Origin of the sequence: endosymbiont of Ridgeia piscesae, assembly GCF_001443665.1 — a bacterium.
Taxonomy (GTDB): domain Bacteria; phylum Pseudomonadota; class Gammaproteobacteria; order Chromatiales; family Chromatiaceae; genus Endoriftia; species Endoriftia persephonae.
The window spans coordinates 1-15,613 of the sequence record NZ_KQ557158.1; the positions used below are offsets into that span (position 1 = coordinate 1).

Sequence of the window (15,613 nt, forward strand, 5' to 3'; positions counted from 1 at the left end):
GCATCGGAATCACCTCCAATACGGGGAGATTATAGAATGAATAGAGAACCCGTCAACAGATTAACCGAATGGCTCTGCCAAATGGCCGGGCTTTTTTATTGACATTAGAAGCTCATTCGATCATCAATCAATCTGCCGCCGCAGGGGGCATTTGGTGCGATCATAATCCTCTCCCAAGCCATCCCAAGCGTAGTTGAGTGCAAACTGGATGCGCGAGTGGAAGTGGTCTTCACCAATCGAATCCAGCAGACCAGTGCGGCGAATCGTCTTCATAAACTGCCGCTTCATCCTGGCCACGACAAACTCGATGTGCAGCGCTTTTAACCGATCGGTCAGGTGATGCAGGACCTCCTCACCACTTGAATCCATCTGGTTGATGGCCTCGCCATCGATAATGATGTAGCGCAGGTTCGGGTACTTGGAGACCAGTTCCAGCACCTTGTCCTCAAAATAACCGGCATTGGCGAAGTAAAGTGAGCCGTCGAAGCGTAGCAGGGCAATCTTGTCGCTGGTCTGCAGTTCGGGAAACACTGTGATGTCACGCATGGTGCCATCTTTATAGCGCGAGAGTTCTGCCACGCGAGGGCGCATACTGCGCATGATAAACAGCATGATCGAGAGGATTACACCCACCAGAATGCCGTACTCGATATGCGGTGCAATATAGAGGGTCAGGGCAAACGTAATGACCGCCACGACGGCATCCTGGGGCTCAGCCTTCCAGGCGTGAATAATCGGCCCGACCTTCACCAGGTTGGCCACTGCCAAGATGATTACCGCAGCGAGGGTCGCCAGCGGCAAATGGTAGAGCAGTGGGGTCAGAAACAGCAGGGCCAGACCCACCATCAGGCCGGTGACCACAGAAGAGAAACCGGTCATCGCACCAGCATTGATGTTGACTGCTGAACGGGAAAAGGAGCCAGAGACCGGATAGCCAGAGAACAGGCCGGCCGTGATGTTCGACAGTCCCTGACCGATCAACTCCTGGTTGGCATCGAGTCGCTGACGGGTTTTGGCTGCCATCGCCTTGGCAATGGCGATCGCTTCCATGAAGCCCACCAGTGCGATAATAATCGCGTAAGTGGCAAGCTGGCCGAGAATTTCCAAATCAAAACCCGGCATGCTCATACCCGGCAATCCCTCAGGGATCGCACCCACAACCTTGCCACCGCTCTCATTAAAACCGGTGTACCAGGCAAGCAGTGTGGTGGTCACCACTGCCACCAGCACATTTGGTATCTTTGGGTAGAAACGCTTCAGACCGAGCATGATCAGGATTGCTAAAGCCGCCATCCATAAGGTCGGCAAATGCGTATGATCGATCGCCGAGTTGATGATGTTGATCACCGTCTGGTAGTGGTGCTCACCAGCGATCTTCTCCACACCGAAGACCTTGTTCAGCTGGGATGTGGCGATGATCAGTGCACCGGCGTTGGTGAAGCCGACAACAACAGGGTGGGAGAGCAGGTCCACCAGCACACCGAGCCGCAACATGCCCAGCGCAACCTGGAACACACCTACCATCAGCGCCAGACCAAGAGCATAGGCGAGAAATCCATCACCACCTTGGGTTGCCAATGGCTCCAACGCGGTAGCTGTCATCAATGAGACCATCGCCACCGGCCCTGTGGCCAGCTGGCGGGAAGAGCCGAAGATAGCGGCAACCATCGGCGGCAGGAAGGAGGCGTAGAGGCCGTAGTAGGCGGGCAGTCCAGCGAGCTGTGCGTACGCCATTGATTGGGGAACCAACACCAGTGCAACCGTGATGCCCGCGATGATGTCGGCTTTTACGACCTTGCCGTCTCGCAACTCGCCGATCCACCCAAAGAAGGGAAGAAAACACTGCCTAAGATAATCGACGACCTGTTTTGCCCCAAACACGGAAACCCCCTTAACTTAGAATGCGTTATGCAACTGCCCGGCAGCATGCAAAGAGACTTCAATGACGAGAAGCGCCAACTTTGGTGCCCCTTGCACACCGACTGCCCTGCGAAAATACCACCCATTTACAGCGCATGACAAAGACCAACCACCATCTGCCCGAGCTGCAGAAGAAAACCGAATGAGCTTATCCTAATCTATTTCTTAATTCGACCCTCTCTGACCCTCCCCCAAATAGAACTAAAGTGGTATAAACGACAGCCGTTACTCTAGGTAAATACACACTCTTCGGCATCTGCTGTCATGATGTCATGACTCATCCACCTTGATTGAATCTTGTTCACCTTAGGAGTTCCAGATGGCGAGTAGACTTATCCCCCTGCTGATGTTGTTGCTAGTACCAGGCCTTGCCCTTGCCGCCGGCAACGACAAACACAGTTTGGACCTGACAGACCACTGGGTCGGCTTTACCGCCATCGCAATCTTCGTCCTGGCCTATGCGCTGGTGATGGCGGAGGAATTCACCCACCTGCGCAAATCAAAACCGGTAATCCTCGCCGCCGGTCTCATCTGGGGCATCGTCGCCTGGTACTACCAGAGCCACGGCCTGCCTGATGCCACGGAACTCGCGGTACGGCACAACCTTCTGGAATATGCAGAGCTGATGCTCTTCCTGCTGGTGGCGATGACCTATATCAACGCCATGGATGAACGCAACGTCTTCGAGGCGCTGCGCTCCTGGCTGATCAAAAAAGGCTTCGGCTTCCGCCAGCTGTTCTGGATCACCGGCACACTCGCATTTTTTATCTCCCCCATCGCCGACAATCTAACCACCGCTCTGCTGATGTGCGCGGTAGTGCTGGCAGTTGGCGGCGCAAATACCAAATTCATCCTGCTCGCCTGTATCAACATCGTGGTAGCAGCCAATGCCGGCGGCGCCTTCAGCCCCTTCGGCGACATCACCACACTGATGGTCTGGCAGAAGAACATCGCCACCCCTCAAGGCACTGTGGACTTCTTCCAGTTCTTCTACCTGTTTCTCCCTGCGATCATCAACTGGGTGGTGCCGGCAGTCATCATGAGCTTCGCCGTGCCCAATGAGAACCCCCAGGGCGGCGGTAAAAGTGTGAGCATGAAACGTGGCGCCAGACGCATCATCACCCTGTTCCTGCTGACCATCATCACCGCTGTCAGCTTCCACAACTTCATCCACATGCCTCCGGTGATCGGCATGCTCACCGGCCTGGCCTACCTGCAGTTCTTCGGTTACTACCTGAAGAAGACCTATCACCGGGAGCTGGCCAACACCAATGGCGAAGCCAACACCGAGCTGGAGCACGATGGCCAGATGGGCGACCCGATCGCTTTCGATGTGTTCAATAAGATCGCCCGCGCAGAGTGGGACACCCTACTGTTCTTCTACGGTGTGGTGCTCTGCGTCGGCGGCCTTGGCTTCATCGGTTATCTGGCCCTGGCCTCTGAGGTAATGTACACCGAATGGGGCACGTTGCTGGGCCTCAGCGCCGAGATGAGCGCCACCCCAGCCAACGTGGCGGTGGGGCTGCTCTCTGCTGTCGTCGATAACATCCCTGTCATGTTCGCAGTGCTCACAATGATGCCCAACATGTCGGAGGGCCAATGGCTTCTGGCCACCCTCACCGCTGGTGTCGGCGGCAGCATGCTCTCCATCGGCTCTGCGGCCGGTGTCGCGCTGATGGGCCAGGCCCGCGGCAAGTACACCTTCTTCGGCCATCTGAAGTGGGCCCCGGTGATCGCGCTAGGCTATATCGCCAGCATCCTCACCCACCTCTGGCTCAACAGCAACCTCTTCTGACAGGGCTTGATCCCCGACAGACCCGCCAGCGGCTCTCCGCCGCGGCGGGTTTTTGTTTGCCATAACAGCCGCCAACTTTCGACCTGCAAATCCTCCCATCTCGTTGCCACTGCGCTAGAATGGCACGAACCGCAAATCTTCAACGCTGGAGGTCGATACCGATGCGGTTCAATGCAGTACCCATCACTCTGGCTGTGATCAGCTTGCTCCCGCTTGCTGTCCACGCATCCACGCCTGTCCACTCCACTGCCACCCCCACTTTCGATTGGCCCAGCTGGCTGGCCCTGAACATCTTCTGCGGAGCCATGCTGCTGGCGATCCTTGAGGAGAAGACCGACCTGCACAAATCGAAACCGCTGCTGCTGGCAGCCGGTCTGATCTGGGCCCTCATTGCCTGGCACTATCAGGGCAACCCCCAGATGCCTGATACGGAATCGGTGGTGAGAAACCACCTGCTGCAGTTTGCCGAACTGATGCTGTTTCTGCTGGTGGTGATGACCTACATCAACGCCATGAATGAGCGCCGCCTGTTCCTTGCACTGCATCACTGGATGGTCTTCAAAGGATTCAGCTATCGCCAGCTTTTCTGGTTGAGCGGCGCCATCAGCTTCTTTGCTTCACCCTTTCTTGACAACCTGAGCACCCCCCTGCTGGTCGGCACCGCCATCCTGACCCTGGCACGGGAGCACAACCGGTTTGTCGGTCTGGCCTGTATCAATATTGTGGTCGCCACTAACGCCGGGGGGGTCTTCACCCCTTCCGGGGATCTCTCGACACTGATGGTCTGGCAACACAGAATCCTGACCCCACAAGGGATGCTCGACTTCCCCAACCTGCTGCGCCTCGCGCTACCTGCCCTGCTGGCCTGGCTGGTACCAACTCTGCTGATGCACCCCTTCGTTCCCCGGGGAAGACTCCCCCAACAACACCCCGAGCCCTGCCTGCGGCGAGGCGCATTTATCGTTCTGCTACTGCTGCTTGCCACCATCACCACAGGCATCACCTTCGCCCACTATCTCGACCTACCCGCAGCAATCGGCATGATGACCGGCCTCGCCTACCTGCAATTCTATGGTTACTATCTGAAACGCACCCACCAGCTACCTGAGCACAATGGTGATCTACAATCCGGACCGATCGACTCACCCGATCCATTCGACTTCTTTCACGGCGTCGCTCGCAGCCAGTGGGACAGTCTGTTGTTCCTGGCCGGACTGGTACTGTGCATCGGCGGCCTCGCCCACCTCGGCTGGCTCGCCAGCGCGGAGTCACTACTCTACGGCAATTTCGGACCGACCACCGCCAACATCATGATCGGTCTCTATTCTGCAGCCATCGAAAACGTCACCACCATGCTTGGCGTGCTGGCGATGGAACCACAGATGTCACTTGGCCAATGGCAATTGATCACCCTCACCACCGGCACCGGTGGCAGCCTGTTGGCCATAGGTTCGGTCGCCGGTGTGGTGCTGATGGCCCAGGCAGGAGAGCGCTACACATTTTTCAGCCACCTCAAGTGGACCCCCGTCATCGCTCTCGGCTATTTCATCGCTGTTGCCGCCCATGTTTGGCTCAACGCCGCACTCTTTTGAGCGCGCTGGACCAGTCCGAGGGGTTGACCTGAATGCCGCCACTATTCCATCTGGTTCGCTGGAAAAGCGGAATCGCCGTGGTATAGTTGGCCCCATTCTTTCAGCCGCCCTCCGGTAGTTACCGGGAGATCGGGCATAAATTCGGATTATTCCGGGACTATTCAGAACGAATACCAAGGGGAGTTATTCATGTCTAAAAAGCATCCGATCGTAGCGGTGACCGGCTCTTCCGGTGCCGGCACCACCACCGTCAAGCGTGCCTTTGAGCACATCTTCTTTCGCGACGGGATTACCCCTGCAGTCATCGAAGGTGACAGCTTTCACCGTTACGATCGCGCCCAGATGCGCGAAAAAATTGCAGAGGGCATGAGCCACTTTGGTCCCGAAGCCAACCGCTTCGACAAAATCGAGGAGCTGTTCAAAACCTACGGCGAAACCGGTTTGGGCCAGAAGCGCTACTACCTGCACAGCGCGGAAGAGGCCGCCGAACACAACGCACGTCTTGGCATCGACAAAAAACCTGGCGAATTTACCCCCTGGGAGTCGGTTCCAGAGGGCACCGACCTGCTCTTCTACGAAGGTCTGCACGGCTTGGCGGTGGACGGCGATGACGATGTCGCCCAGCATGTTGACCTGGGTGTCGGCGTAGTACCGATCGTCAACCTGGAGTGGATCCAGAAGATCTTTCGCGACAACGCCGAACGTGGTTACAGCGAGGAGGCGATCGTCGACACCATCCTGCGTCGCATGCCCGACTACATCAACCACATCACGCCACAGTTCTCGCGCACCGACATCAACTTCCAGCGCGTTCCCACCGTGGATACATCCAACCCATTTATCGCCCGTGATATCCCAACTCCGGACGAAAGCTTCGTGGTGATCCGCTTCAAGGATCCAAAAAAGTTTGACACCGACTTCCGCTACCTGCTCTCGATGATCGACGGCTCCTTCATGTCTCGTCGTAATTCTATCGTGGTGCCCGGCGGCAAGATGGGCTTCGCCATGGAGATCATCCTGCAGCCGATCATCGAGCAGATGATGGACTCACGTCACGTCTGAGCACTCGCTTCAGACTAGCAAAAAGCCGCGGCTGCGTAGGCACCGCGGCTTTTTTGTGCCCATCATCCGGGGATGACTTGCCACATTCAGACAAACAGTCATAGCAAACAACACGCAAAGAGATGTGACGGCCTCTGCAAAAAACGATTTATTTTCCCAACACAATGCGCTAGTTTACGGAACGCACCCTCATCGACAGACCACAGCCCCAGCAGAAGTAGAAGCAGGAGAGAGGCCATGGGTTACGGCTTGAGCATTGTTAAACCACCAGTTCCACTCGATAGTGACGCGGCTTGGGACGTCTATGACGAGATCCTGGATGAGATGGATCAGCTGCCAGGCGACCCGGCAGAGGAGTTTCTCAGCCTGATCAACGAACTCACCAGCCACTACCCCGAACAGACCAAAGGGAGAACAGAGACCGCCGAACGCTGCCCATGGGTCTCCCTCCCAATAGAACGCTATGCCGGCTGGGATATGCTCGACCTCACCATCTCCTTCGCCATGGCCTCCGAAGTCGTCCCATTCGTCATCAAAAAAGCCAACCAACAAGGGCTGGTGGTATTCGACAGGCTGAGCGAAAAGGTGCACCACCCCTGAACCGCTCCCGGAGCACGCCGCTCTCAAGGCTTTTGGCAAACCAGGCCCGGCCAAACTCACCCTGCACACTATCGCAGCAAGACCCGCTATCGAGGGATACTGCGTGGCTTACTCTGGTTGATGGCCGTAGTATTGGTCGCTCGGTTTTTCTCACATAGACAGAGAGGAGTGAGTTATGCAGATCTGGGTCGATGCCGATGCCTGCCCCAAAGTGATCAAAGAGATCCTGTTCCGCGCCGCAGAGCGCACCGGCACCAGCTTGACGCTGGTCGCCAACCAGCCAATGCAGACACCACCCTCACGGCTGATTCGCGCGATCCAGGTCTCCGCCGGCTTCGACGTGGCCGATGACGAGATCGTCAGGCTGGTCAACAGTGGTGATCTGGTAATCACCGCTGATATCCCACTGGCTGCCGAGGTGATCGAAAAGGGAGGGTGCGCCCTCAGCCCCCGCGGGGAACGCTTCACCCCCGAGAACATCAGACCACGCCTCAACATGCGCGACTTCCTGGACACCATGCGCGCCAGCGGCGTCAATACCGGCGGACCACCGCCCCTCAGCCAGAGCGATCGCCAGGCCTTCGCTAACCACCTCGACCGGCTACTGGCAGAAATGGCCAAGGGTTGAGTTCAGCCCAACCGGGATTCGAACCAAGGAAGCAACTCACCAATGCCCGTAGCGGCTACTGGCGCCGCCTTCGGCAGTTGCCAGAGCCGTTCCAGAGTATCCCCGATTGCCCCCCGCAGCAACGCTTGCGGTTCAATATCCAGCACCCTGCCGTGACGCCGCAGCCACTGCAACAGGTAGGGCTGCTCCGGCCAGTCGCCACGCAGCGTGCAGAGCACCGGCAAACGGTTGATTACCGCCTCACTAATCATGCCGTAGCCTGGCTTAAGGATCACCGCATCACAATTGCCAAGCACCGAACCAAAACGCTGTTCAAGCGCCTCCCACACCAGCACATCGCGGCGACGGACCTGCCAGCTCTGCGGCAGGATCCAGCGAATCCCCTCGCGTTCCGGCCAGTGCTGAAAATCAATCCGAGTGTCCAAGCCGCCCAGACTCACCAACACCAACCGGGTCTGATCAGACAGGTCGCATGCTTTGAAGAGTTGCCGTCGAACTGAGGCGTGTGGCGCCACTAGCGGCCCCACGTCGACACCATTCTCAAGCCAGGGCATCGGCATCGACGGCGTGAAACGGAAGAAGGCATCAGCCTGCTGATAGCTCTCCTCAATCTGCCCCCGGATCGTCTGACCACCCGGCTTGCTGCCGCAGAAATGACCGTAGATATCCGCCCAGTTGAGGGAGCACCCAGCGGCACAGGGCAGCCCCTCCAAGCGTGCTGCACTGAGCACCATATAGGGCGCATCGGCAAACACTAGATCGGGGCGCTGGCTGCACAACAGCGCACGCCAGCTCTGCAAGTGACTCTGCCAGTCGCGATGGTACTCACGATAGGCGTAATGCGCCGCGTCAACATCAACCTGCAGAGCAGAGTGCATCGGCATGCCAGGATCACAAGCGATGCGCAACAGTTCGAAGTGGCCGGCAAACCGACGCCGCAGGAACGGCTCGGGAAGGTCGGTGGCAAGAGTCAGTCGCAGTCGGGGCAGTCGCTGCCGCAGTGCATTCACCAGCACCGAGGTCTGTGCCGCATGCCCAAAGCCATGACCGGAGATAGCTGCAAGCAGATGTGCCATGCTGCTCAGCCTGGCAAAGCCGCTTGCGCTTCAGTCATCACTCAACACCATCCAACTCGACCTGCCATCTCGCCAGACTGCTCCCTTGTAACTTCTTAATATTCGATTAGATTTCTAGAAACAGGCCGCATCAAGACGGCAACAAAAAACATCACAAAGCGTTGCTTGGGGAGGCCCATGGATATCTCACTCGATAGTGTACTCTTCTGGAGCGGACTGGGACTACTGCTGGTCGGACTGTTTGTCTTTCTCACCGGCAAGAGCGCAGCAGACGGAAAGAAAAAGAACAACTACCGCTTCGAGGCATTTGGCATCAAGGTCGATGTCAACAACCCTTCGCTGGTGCTGATCATCCTCGGCGGCGTGATGATGCTCGCCCCGATCATGATGCAGCAGGAGAGAGCGGAGACCACGCAGTACAGCCCCCCACCCCAGGAACCGGTCAGCCAGACAGAACAGGCCCTTGCCGAGGCCCCACCACCGCCGACCATAGCAGCCCCACCACAGCAAACCGCCCCCCAAGCCAGGCAGAAAACCACTGATAAGATCAGCCCCCCAGCCGAACCAAAAGCCGCCAAACTGGAGAGCAACAAGCCGCTGGTGAAGCAACCGCCAGCACCATCTCGCCCCACCCAAACAACCGCCACGCCCATCAAAAAAATAGCGACACCGCCCCCAGCCTCACCCTCGATCGCCAGCGCGAGCGCACAAAAAGCGAAATCCAGCGCCGCCAAACTGCCGGCGAGCACCCCACCCGCCACACTGATTCCAGCGCCTGAACCCAAGATGATGCTGGTGCTGGTCCAGGCCGATGTCAGTTACGAGGCAGGCATCCGTGATGAGACACCCAACAGCTACGCAAACAAGATCGCGGCGGAACTGGCGGCACGGGTCGAGCAGCAGATCGATGCCCCGCTACGCATCAAGTCGATGGCACGTGATCAACTGAGATCGCAGCTGCGCGGAGGCAAGCAGGCCTACCGGCAACTCTGCCGCTCCCATCAGAGCGACCTGCTGCTACTCGGAGATCTGGAGGTGCCGTTCGGCTGGTCTGACATCGAATCCGCCTACTGGCCCGACCTGACGCTGCATCTGGTCAACTGCGACAGCACGCGCAACCGCAAGCGCAAGCATGCCCATCTCAATCCCGCGCATAACGACCGCTTCCCATTTCAGGTGGAACTGAGCCGGTACACAAATGAGTTTCTGGCAGACAATCGCTCGATGCTGGAGCGCTGAGCAGGGAGAGGACGACCGAATCAGTCGTACTCGCGATCTTTCCAGTTGCGCAGCGCGGTGAAGATCGCCTCTGGGCTCGTCAAGGCGTGCCCCGCGTAGCGCCCGGCAGCGGTCCGCACCTGCGCCTGATCACCGCGCAGGAAGGGGTTGGTGGCAAGCTCCAGCTGTAGCGTTGAGGGCAGTGTCGGCAGACCTCGGTCTCGACGCGCCTGCTCATCGCTGATGCGCTGTTTTATCGCCTCGCTCTGCGGTTCCACCCATTCGGCAAACCCCAGGTTGGCCAGGGTGTACTCATGAGCACAGTAGATACGCGTCTCGGCGGGCAGCGCAGCGATCCGCAGCAGGGAGTGGGCCAACTGCTCGTGGGTACCATCGAAGACCCGGCCGCAGCCGGCGGCAAACAGGGTATCGCCGCAAAATAGCGCCCCTTCACCCAGATAGGCGATATGGGTAGCGGTGTGGCCAGGCACATCCATCACCTCAAGCGTCACACCCAGCCCGGGCAGTTCGAGCCGATCCGCCTCGCGCAGCGGGTGATCGAGGGCATTGATCGACGCCCCAGCCGGCCCATAAACCGGGATGCCGGGATAGGCCTGCAGCAGCTCCGGCACGCCACCGGTGTGGTCATAGTGATGGTGGGTGAGGAGGATCGCCCCCAGTTGCAGGCCATCGGCCTGCAGCCGCTCCAGCACCGGCGTCTCATCACCGGGATCAACCAGCGTGACCAGCGCCGAATCCTCTGAGCTGAGCATCCAGATGTAGTTATCATCAAAGGCGAGAATCGGTTCTATCTGCAGCATTGCGCGAGAGGATCCTGGAATCAGGCGGAGGTCTGATAGACGCTGGCGGGCAACTCTTTCAGCGCCCCGCTCACCGAATCGAGCACACCCCGCAGATCGAGGCCACACTCGGCCAGTTGCTGCTGTTGGGTGGCGTGGTGGATAAAGCGGTCGGGCAGCCCCAGGTTGAGCAGCCGCACACTATGGCCGATGTGCGCCAGATATTCGTTGACCGCGGAGCCGGCACCGCCCTGGACCTGATTCTCCTCCAGCGTCACTAGCAATTCGTGGCGGCTGGCCAGATCCAGGATCAGCGCCTCGTCCAGGGGTTTGACGAAGCGCATGTCGGCGACTGTCGCATCGAGCTGCTCGGCCGCCGCCAGCGCGGTCTGCAGCAGACTACCGAAGCTGAGCAGCGCTACCCGGCAACCCTCGCGGCGCAACCGCCCCTGTCCCAGTTCGAGGGGCTTGACCGGCTGCTCCACTTCCGCCCCGATACCACCGCCACGCGGATAGCGCACCATCGCCGGCCCCGGATAGTCGTAGGCGGTCTGCAGCATGCGGCTGCACTCATTCTCATCCGAGGGCGCCATGATCAGCATGTTGGGTAGCACCCGCGCATAGCTAAGATCAAAACTCCCCGCATGGGTCGCCCCATCCGCGCCCACCTGGCCGGCCCGATCCACCGCCAGGGTGACATCCAGGTTCTGCAGCACGACATCGTGGATCAACTGATCGTAGGCGCGCTGCAGAAAACTAGAGTAGATCGCCACCACCGGCTTGGCCCCCTCGCAAGCCATGCCCGCCGCCAGAGTCAGGGCATGCTGCTCAGCGATGCCGACATCGAAATAGCGTTTCGAAAAGCGCCGTGCAAATTCCACCATGCCGGAGCCCTCGCACATCGCCGGGGTGATCGCCAGCAGGCGCTCATCCTTTTCCGCCATGGCGCAGAGCCAATCACCAAAGATCTGCGTATAGCTGGGGCCACCACCACCCTTTGTCATCTCACCAGTGGCCGGATTGAAGGGGGTCACGCCATGGTAGGCAATCGGGCTCTCCTCCGCCGGTTCATAGCCGCGCCCCTTCTGGGTCACCACGTGCAGCAAGCAGGGCCCGTTCAGCTTGCTCATGTTGCGCAGGGTCGGCACCAAAGTATCCAGGTCGTGGCCATCGATCGGGCCGATGTAGTTGAAGCCCAGCTCCTCGAACATGGTGCCCGGCAGCACCATGCCCTTCATGTGCTCCTCCCAGCGTCCCATCAGCTCACTGACTTGGGAGGGCAGATGGCTCAGTAGTGATTTGCCACCCTCACGCATGCCGGTGTAGAGCGTGCCGGAGAGCAACCGCGAGAGGTGATTGCTGAACGCACCCACCGGTTTAGAGATCGACATCTTGTTGTCGTTGAGCACCACCAACAGATCCTGATCCAGCACCCCGGCATGATTCAACGCCTCAAATGCCATGCCGGCGCCGATCGAACCATCGCCGATCACCGCTACCACCTTGCGCGACTCACCCTTGCGCCGGGCTGCCACCGCCATCCCCAAAGCGGCGCTGATGGAGGTGCTGGAGTGGCCAGTGCCGAAGGTGTCATAGTCGCTTTCGGAACGTTTTGGAAAGCCGGATGGCCCGCCCTGCTGGCGCAGTTTCGCCATCTGCTCACGTCGGCCGGTGAGGATCTTGTGTGGATAGGCTTGGTGGCCCACATCCCAGATCAGGCGATCCTGCGGGGTGTTGAAGACGTAGTGGAGGGCGATGGCCAACTCAACCACGCCGAGCCCGGCCGCCAGATGACCGCCGGTGCGGGAGACGCTTTCGATCAGGAAGCGGCGCAGTTCCAGAGCCAGCAGCGGCAACTGCTTGGGTTCGAGCCGTCGCAGATCCTGCGGCAGATCGACCTGTTCAAGCAGGCTGTAGCTCCCCTGCTCCGTATCGCTGTGATGATTGGACACGCCAACCCCGCTCCTGAATTGATGGTGTGATCTCGCCCGCCGACTGAGCCGAAACCGGGCAGATGGTAATGGCCCAGTTTAACCCAGTGGAAAGAGATAAGCATTCACACCGGATCAGATCGGGCTCTCACTGATCTGTTTTGCCTGGGCGAGCACAAAATCGTGGAACGCCGTCGCCGCCGGCGAAAGCCGCTTGCCGCGCCGGTAAACCATGTACCACTGCCGCTGGATTGGAAAGCCCTCCACATCGAGCACCAGCAGACGACCGGTCTCGAGTTCCAATTCAATGGTGTGCCGCGACACGACCCCCAGCCCCATGCCAGCCCGCACCGCCTGTTTGATCGCCTCGTTACGGGTCATCTGCATGCCACCACGCAGCACCAGACCACGATCATTAAAAAAACGTTCCAGCGCCAGGCGGGTACCCGATCCCGCCTCACGCATCACGAAGGTCTGTTCAGCCAGCCGTTCAAGCGGGATCGGCTGCTGAGACTCCAGCGGATGACTAGGCGGCGCGACCACCACCAGCGGGTTCTCCATAAACGGCTCAGACTCCAGATCGAGCGCCTCCGGCGGACTCCCCATCAGCACAATATCGGTCTCGTTGGCCTCCAGCAGCTCCATCAGACACTTGCGATTAGTCACGTTGAGGCGCAGTTCGATGCCGGGATAGTGGCGGTGAAACGCCGCCAGCAGGCGTGGTGCAAAATAGTTGACGGTACTCGCCACCGCGATATCAAGATGGCCGGTCTCCGCCCCTTTCAGCGCATCCAGCACCTCCTCCATCTCCTCAAAAGTCTGAAAGATGGTGCGGGCATATTGGGAGACCTCGTGGCCCGCCTCGGTGAGCTGGATCTTTTTCCCCATCTGCTCAAACAGCGGCAGCCCCACCGACTCTTCCAACTGCTTGACCTGCATCGACACCGCCGGCTGGCTGAGGTGGAGGGAGCGAGCCGCCTGGGTATAGTTAAGGTGCTGCGCCACCGCCTGAAACACTTTTAGCTGACGCAAGGTTAGATGCATCATCGTCCTGCTCCTGTCTAGATAAACCACCCTGCCACCAGCCAACCAGCCAACCAGCCAACCAGCCAACCAGCCAACCAGCCAACCAGCCAACCAGCCAACCAGCCAACCAGGGATGGTCAGACCAAGCACTCCAGTCTAACCATAATATTTACCTTATCATTCTGATCAAAACATTTTAGTTTATTTATATGTGCACCGAGGGTAAGGTCACACTCCAGTTTCCACCACGATGTGGAACCGATAGGCAGAGACCTCGCGGTTTCGCCGACAATCAACACTATCGACTCGATATGGAGTAGATCAATATGGCATTAGACCAAACCAATCGTTATTCAGACCTGAGTCTAAAGGAAGAAGACCTGCTCGCAGGCGGCAAACACATCCTCTGCGCCTACAAGATGAAGCCCGCCACCGGCCACGGCTACCTTGAGGCTGCCGCCCACTTCGCCGCCGAGTCGTCCACCGGCACCAACGTCGAGGTCTCCACCACCGACGACTTCACCAAGGGTGTCGACGCACTGGTCTACCATATCGACGAAGCGACCGAGGACATGCGTATCGCTTACCCGATCGAGCTGTTCGACCGCAACATCATCGATGGCCGCATGATGCTGGTCTCCTTCCTAACCCTGACCATTGGCAACAATCAGGGCATGGGGGATATCGCGCATGCGCAGATGATCGACTTCTACATGCCGCCCCGCGCCATTCAACTGTTCGATGGCCCAGCCAAGGACATCTCCGACCTGTGGCGCATCCTCGGCCGTCCAGTTGAAAACGGCGGTTACATCGCCGGCACTATCATCAAACCGAAACTTGGCCTACGTCCCGAGCCCTTCGCCGAGGCGGCCTACCAGTTCTGGCTGGGCGGCGACTTCATCAAGAACGACGAGCCCCAGGGTAACCAGGTCTTCGCACCGACCAAAAAGGTCATTCCGCTGGTAGCTGACGCCATGAAGCGCGCCCAGGACGAGACCGGCCAGGCCAAGCTCTTCTCCGCCAACATCACCGCCGATGACCACTATGAGATGTGCGCCCGCGCCGACTACATTCTCGAGACCTTCGGCGAGGATGCGGACAAGGTCGCCTTCCTGGTCGACGGCTATGTCGGTGGTCCCGGCATGGTCACCACCGCCCGCCGTCAGTACCCCAACCAGTACCTGCACTACCATCGTGCCGGTCACGGCGCCGTAACCTCTCCCAGCTCTAAGCGCGGCTACACCGCCTTCGTGCTAGCCAAGATGTCCCGTCTCCAAGGTGCATCCGGTATCCACGTCGGCACCATGGGCTACGGCAAGATGGAGGGCGCCGCCGACGACAAAATCATCGCCTACATGATCGAGCGCGACGAGTGCCAAGGGCCGATCTACAACCAGAAGTGGTATGGCATGAAGCCCACCACTCCAATCATCTCCGGCGGCATGAACGCCCTACGTCTGCCCGGTTTCTTCGAGAACCTGGGCCATGCCAACGTCATCAACACCGCTGGCGGCGGCTCCTATGGCCACATCGACTCCCCTGCGGCTGGCGCCATCTCGCTGCGCCAGGCCTATGAGTGCTGGAAAGAGGGCGCTGACCCGATCGAGTACGCGAAAGAGCACAAAGAGTTCGCTCGCGCCTTCGAGTCCTTCCCGCACGATGCGGACGCTATCTTCCCCGGATGGCGCGATAAGCTGGGCGTACACAAGTAATCGAACGGTTACTGTACATCCAGTACAAAAAAGCCCCGCTTCGGCGAGAGCCATTCGGTTAATCTGTTGATACCGGAAGTGAGAAAAGCCCGCTTCGGACGAAGCGGGCTTTTTTATTTCTTGACGAAGATGAGCTATGTTTTACGCTGTCATCATCTGTAGTAGTTCAGACCTGATCTGACACCTGACTTGAAAAGAGTGAGGGTTACCGGTTTTGATGGAAGTGCTAACTGACCATCGAAACCAAAGAGGT

At 58.8% G+C, this 15,613-nt stretch carries 12 protein-coding genes; 7 read left to right on the top strand and 5 right to left on the bottom strand.

Going from position 1 to position 15,613, the window contains the following annotated elements:
* Window positions 1–123 precede the first annotated feature (123 nt).
* Window positions 124–1,881: a SulP family inorganic anion transporter gene (locus tag Ga0074115_RS14635; protein ID WP_087959794.1), complete on the bottom strand. Its 1,758-nt coding sequence runs from the start codon at window positions 1,879–1,881 to the stop codon at window positions 124–126.
* 358 nt (window positions 1,882–2,239) lie between these two features.
* Here Ga0074115_RS14635 and nhaD (Ga0074115_RS14640) point away from each other — a divergent pair, with 358 nt between their 5' ends.
* The 5 genes from nhaD (Ga0074115_RS14640) (at window position 2,240) to Ga0074115_RS14660 (ending at window position 7,597) form a co-directional block, all read left to right on the top strand.
* Window positions 2,240–3,715 (top strand): sodium:proton antiporter NhaD, encoded by a 1,476-nt coding sequence (nhaD, locus tag Ga0074115_RS14640; RefSeq protein WP_057956666.1) that lies wholly within the window; start codon window positions 2,240–2,242, stop codon window positions 3,713–3,715.
* 161 nt (window positions 3,716–3,876) lie between these two features.
* Window positions 3,877–5,307 (top strand): sodium:proton antiporter NhaD, encoded by a 1,431-nt coding sequence (gene nhaD / locus Ga0074115_RS14645; RefSeq protein WP_232433136.1) that lies wholly within the window; start codon window positions 3,877–3,879, stop codon window positions 5,305–5,307.
* A gap of 189 nt (window positions 5,308–5,496) precedes the next feature.
* Window positions 5,497–6,369 (top strand): phosphoribulokinase, encoded by an 873-nt coding sequence (locus Ga0074115_RS14650; RefSeq protein WP_005959990.1) that lies wholly within the window; start codon window positions 5,497–5,499, stop codon window positions 6,367–6,369.
* 237 nt (window positions 6,370–6,606) lie between these two features.
* Window positions 6,607–6,969 (top strand): hypothetical protein, encoded by a 363-nt coding sequence (locus Ga0074115_RS14655; protein WP_057956664.1) that lies wholly within the window; start codon window positions 6,607–6,609, stop codon window positions 6,967–6,969.
* Window positions 6,970–7,144: 175 nt separating this feature from the next.
* Window positions 7,145–7,597, top strand: coding sequence for a YaiI/YqxD family protein (locus Ga0074115_RS14660; RefSeq protein WP_057956663.1), 453 nt, complete (start codon window positions 7,145–7,147; stop codon window positions 7,595–7,597).
* Window positions 7,598–7,599: 2 nt separating this feature from the next.
* On the opposite strand, the gene Ga0074115_RS14665 is transcribed toward Ga0074115_RS14660, so the two are convergent.
* Window positions 7,600–8,673 (bottom strand): hypothetical protein, encoded by a 1,074-nt coding sequence (locus Ga0074115_RS14665; RefSeq protein ID WP_057956662.1) that lies wholly within the window; start codon window positions 8,671–8,673, stop codon window positions 7,600–7,602.
* Window positions 8,674–8,850: 177 nt separating this feature from the next.
* On the opposite strand from Ga0074115_RS14665, the gene Ga0074115_RS14670 reads away from it, so the two are divergent.
* The gene (locus Ga0074115_RS14670; protein ID WP_060528668.1) at window positions 8,851–9,912 is read left to right on the top strand and encodes a hypothetical protein; all 1,062 of its coding nucleotides are present in this window, start codon (window positions 8,851–8,853) and stop codon (window positions 9,910–9,912) included.
* A gap of 20 nt (window positions 9,913–9,932) precedes the next feature.
* Here Ga0074115_RS14670 and gloB read toward each other — a convergent pair whose 3' ends face one another.
* The 3 genes from gloB to Ga0074115_RS14685 form a co-directional block, all read right to left on the bottom strand.
* Window positions 9,933–10,712 (bottom strand): hydroxyacylglutathione hydrolase, encoded by a 780-nt coding sequence (gene gloB / locus Ga0074115_RS14675; protein WP_057956661.1) that lies wholly within the window; start codon window positions 10,710–10,712, stop codon window positions 9,933–9,935.
* 20 nt (window positions 10,713–10,732) lie between these two features.
* Window positions 10,733–12,643 (bottom strand): 1-deoxy-D-xylulose-5-phosphate synthase, encoded by a 1,911-nt coding sequence (gene dxs, locus Ga0074115_RS14680; protein WP_057956660.1) that lies wholly within the window; start codon window positions 12,641–12,643, stop codon window positions 10,733–10,735.
* A 114-nt stretch (window positions 12,644–12,757) separates the two neighbouring features.
* Window positions 12,758–13,666, bottom strand: coding sequence for a LysR family transcriptional regulator (locus Ga0074115_RS14685; protein WP_039959748.1), 909 nt, complete (start codon window positions 13,664–13,666; stop codon window positions 12,758–12,760).
* A gap of 308 nt (window positions 13,667–13,974) precedes the next feature.
* Here Ga0074115_RS14685 and Ga0074115_RS14690 point away from each other — a divergent pair, with 308 nt between their 5' ends.
* Complete coding sequence (locus Ga0074115_RS14690) at window positions 13,975–15,360, top strand: ribulose-bisphosphate carboxylase (RefSeq protein WP_060528669.1); 1,386 nt, start codon at window positions 13,975–13,977, stop codon at window positions 15,358–15,360.
* Window positions 15,361–15,613: the final 253 nt, after the last annotated feature.

What these genes read in the sequence shown, in the direction of transcription:
- Ga0074115_RS14670 (WP_060528668.1), top strand. Translation starts at nt 8,851, where the DNA reads ATGGATATCTCACTCGATAGTGTACTCTTCTGGAGCGGACTGGGACTA.
- Ga0074115_RS14665 (WP_057956662.1), bottom strand. Translation starts at nt 8,673, where the DNA reads ATGGCACATCTGCTTGCAGCTATCTCCGGTCATGGCTTTGGGCATGCG.
- Ga0074115_RS14660 (WP_057956663.1), top strand. Translation starts at nt 7,145, where the DNA reads ATGCAGATCTGGGTCGATGCCGATGCCTGCCCCAAAGTGATCAAAGAG.
- nhaD (WP_232433136.1), top strand. Translation starts at nt 3,877, where the DNA reads ATGCGGTTCAATGCAGTACCCATCACTCTGGCTGTGATCAGCTTGCTC.
- Ga0074115_RS14655 (WP_057956664.1), top strand. Translation starts at nt 6,607, where the DNA reads ATGGGTTACGGCTTGAGCATTGTTAAACCACCAGTTCCACTCGATAGT.
- nhaD (WP_057956666.1), top strand. Translation starts at nt 2,240, where the DNA reads ATGGCGAGTAGACTTATCCCCCTGCTGATGTTGTTGCTAGTACCAGGC.
- Ga0074115_RS14690 (WP_060528669.1), top strand. Translation starts at nt 13,975, where the DNA reads ATGGCATTAGACCAAACCAATCGTTATTCAGACCTGAGTCTAAAGGAA.
- gloB (WP_057956661.1), bottom strand. Translation starts at nt 10,712, where the DNA reads ATGCTGCAGATAGAACCGATTCTCGCCTTTGATGATAACTACATCTGG.
- Ga0074115_RS14650 (WP_005959990.1), top strand. Translation starts at nt 5,497, where the DNA reads ATGTCTAAAAAGCATCCGATCGTAGCGGTGACCGGCTCTTCCGGTGCC.
- Ga0074115_RS14685 (WP_039959748.1), bottom strand. Translation starts at nt 13,666, where the DNA reads ATGCATCTAACCTTGCGTCAGCTAAAAGTGTTTCAGGCGGTGGCGCAG.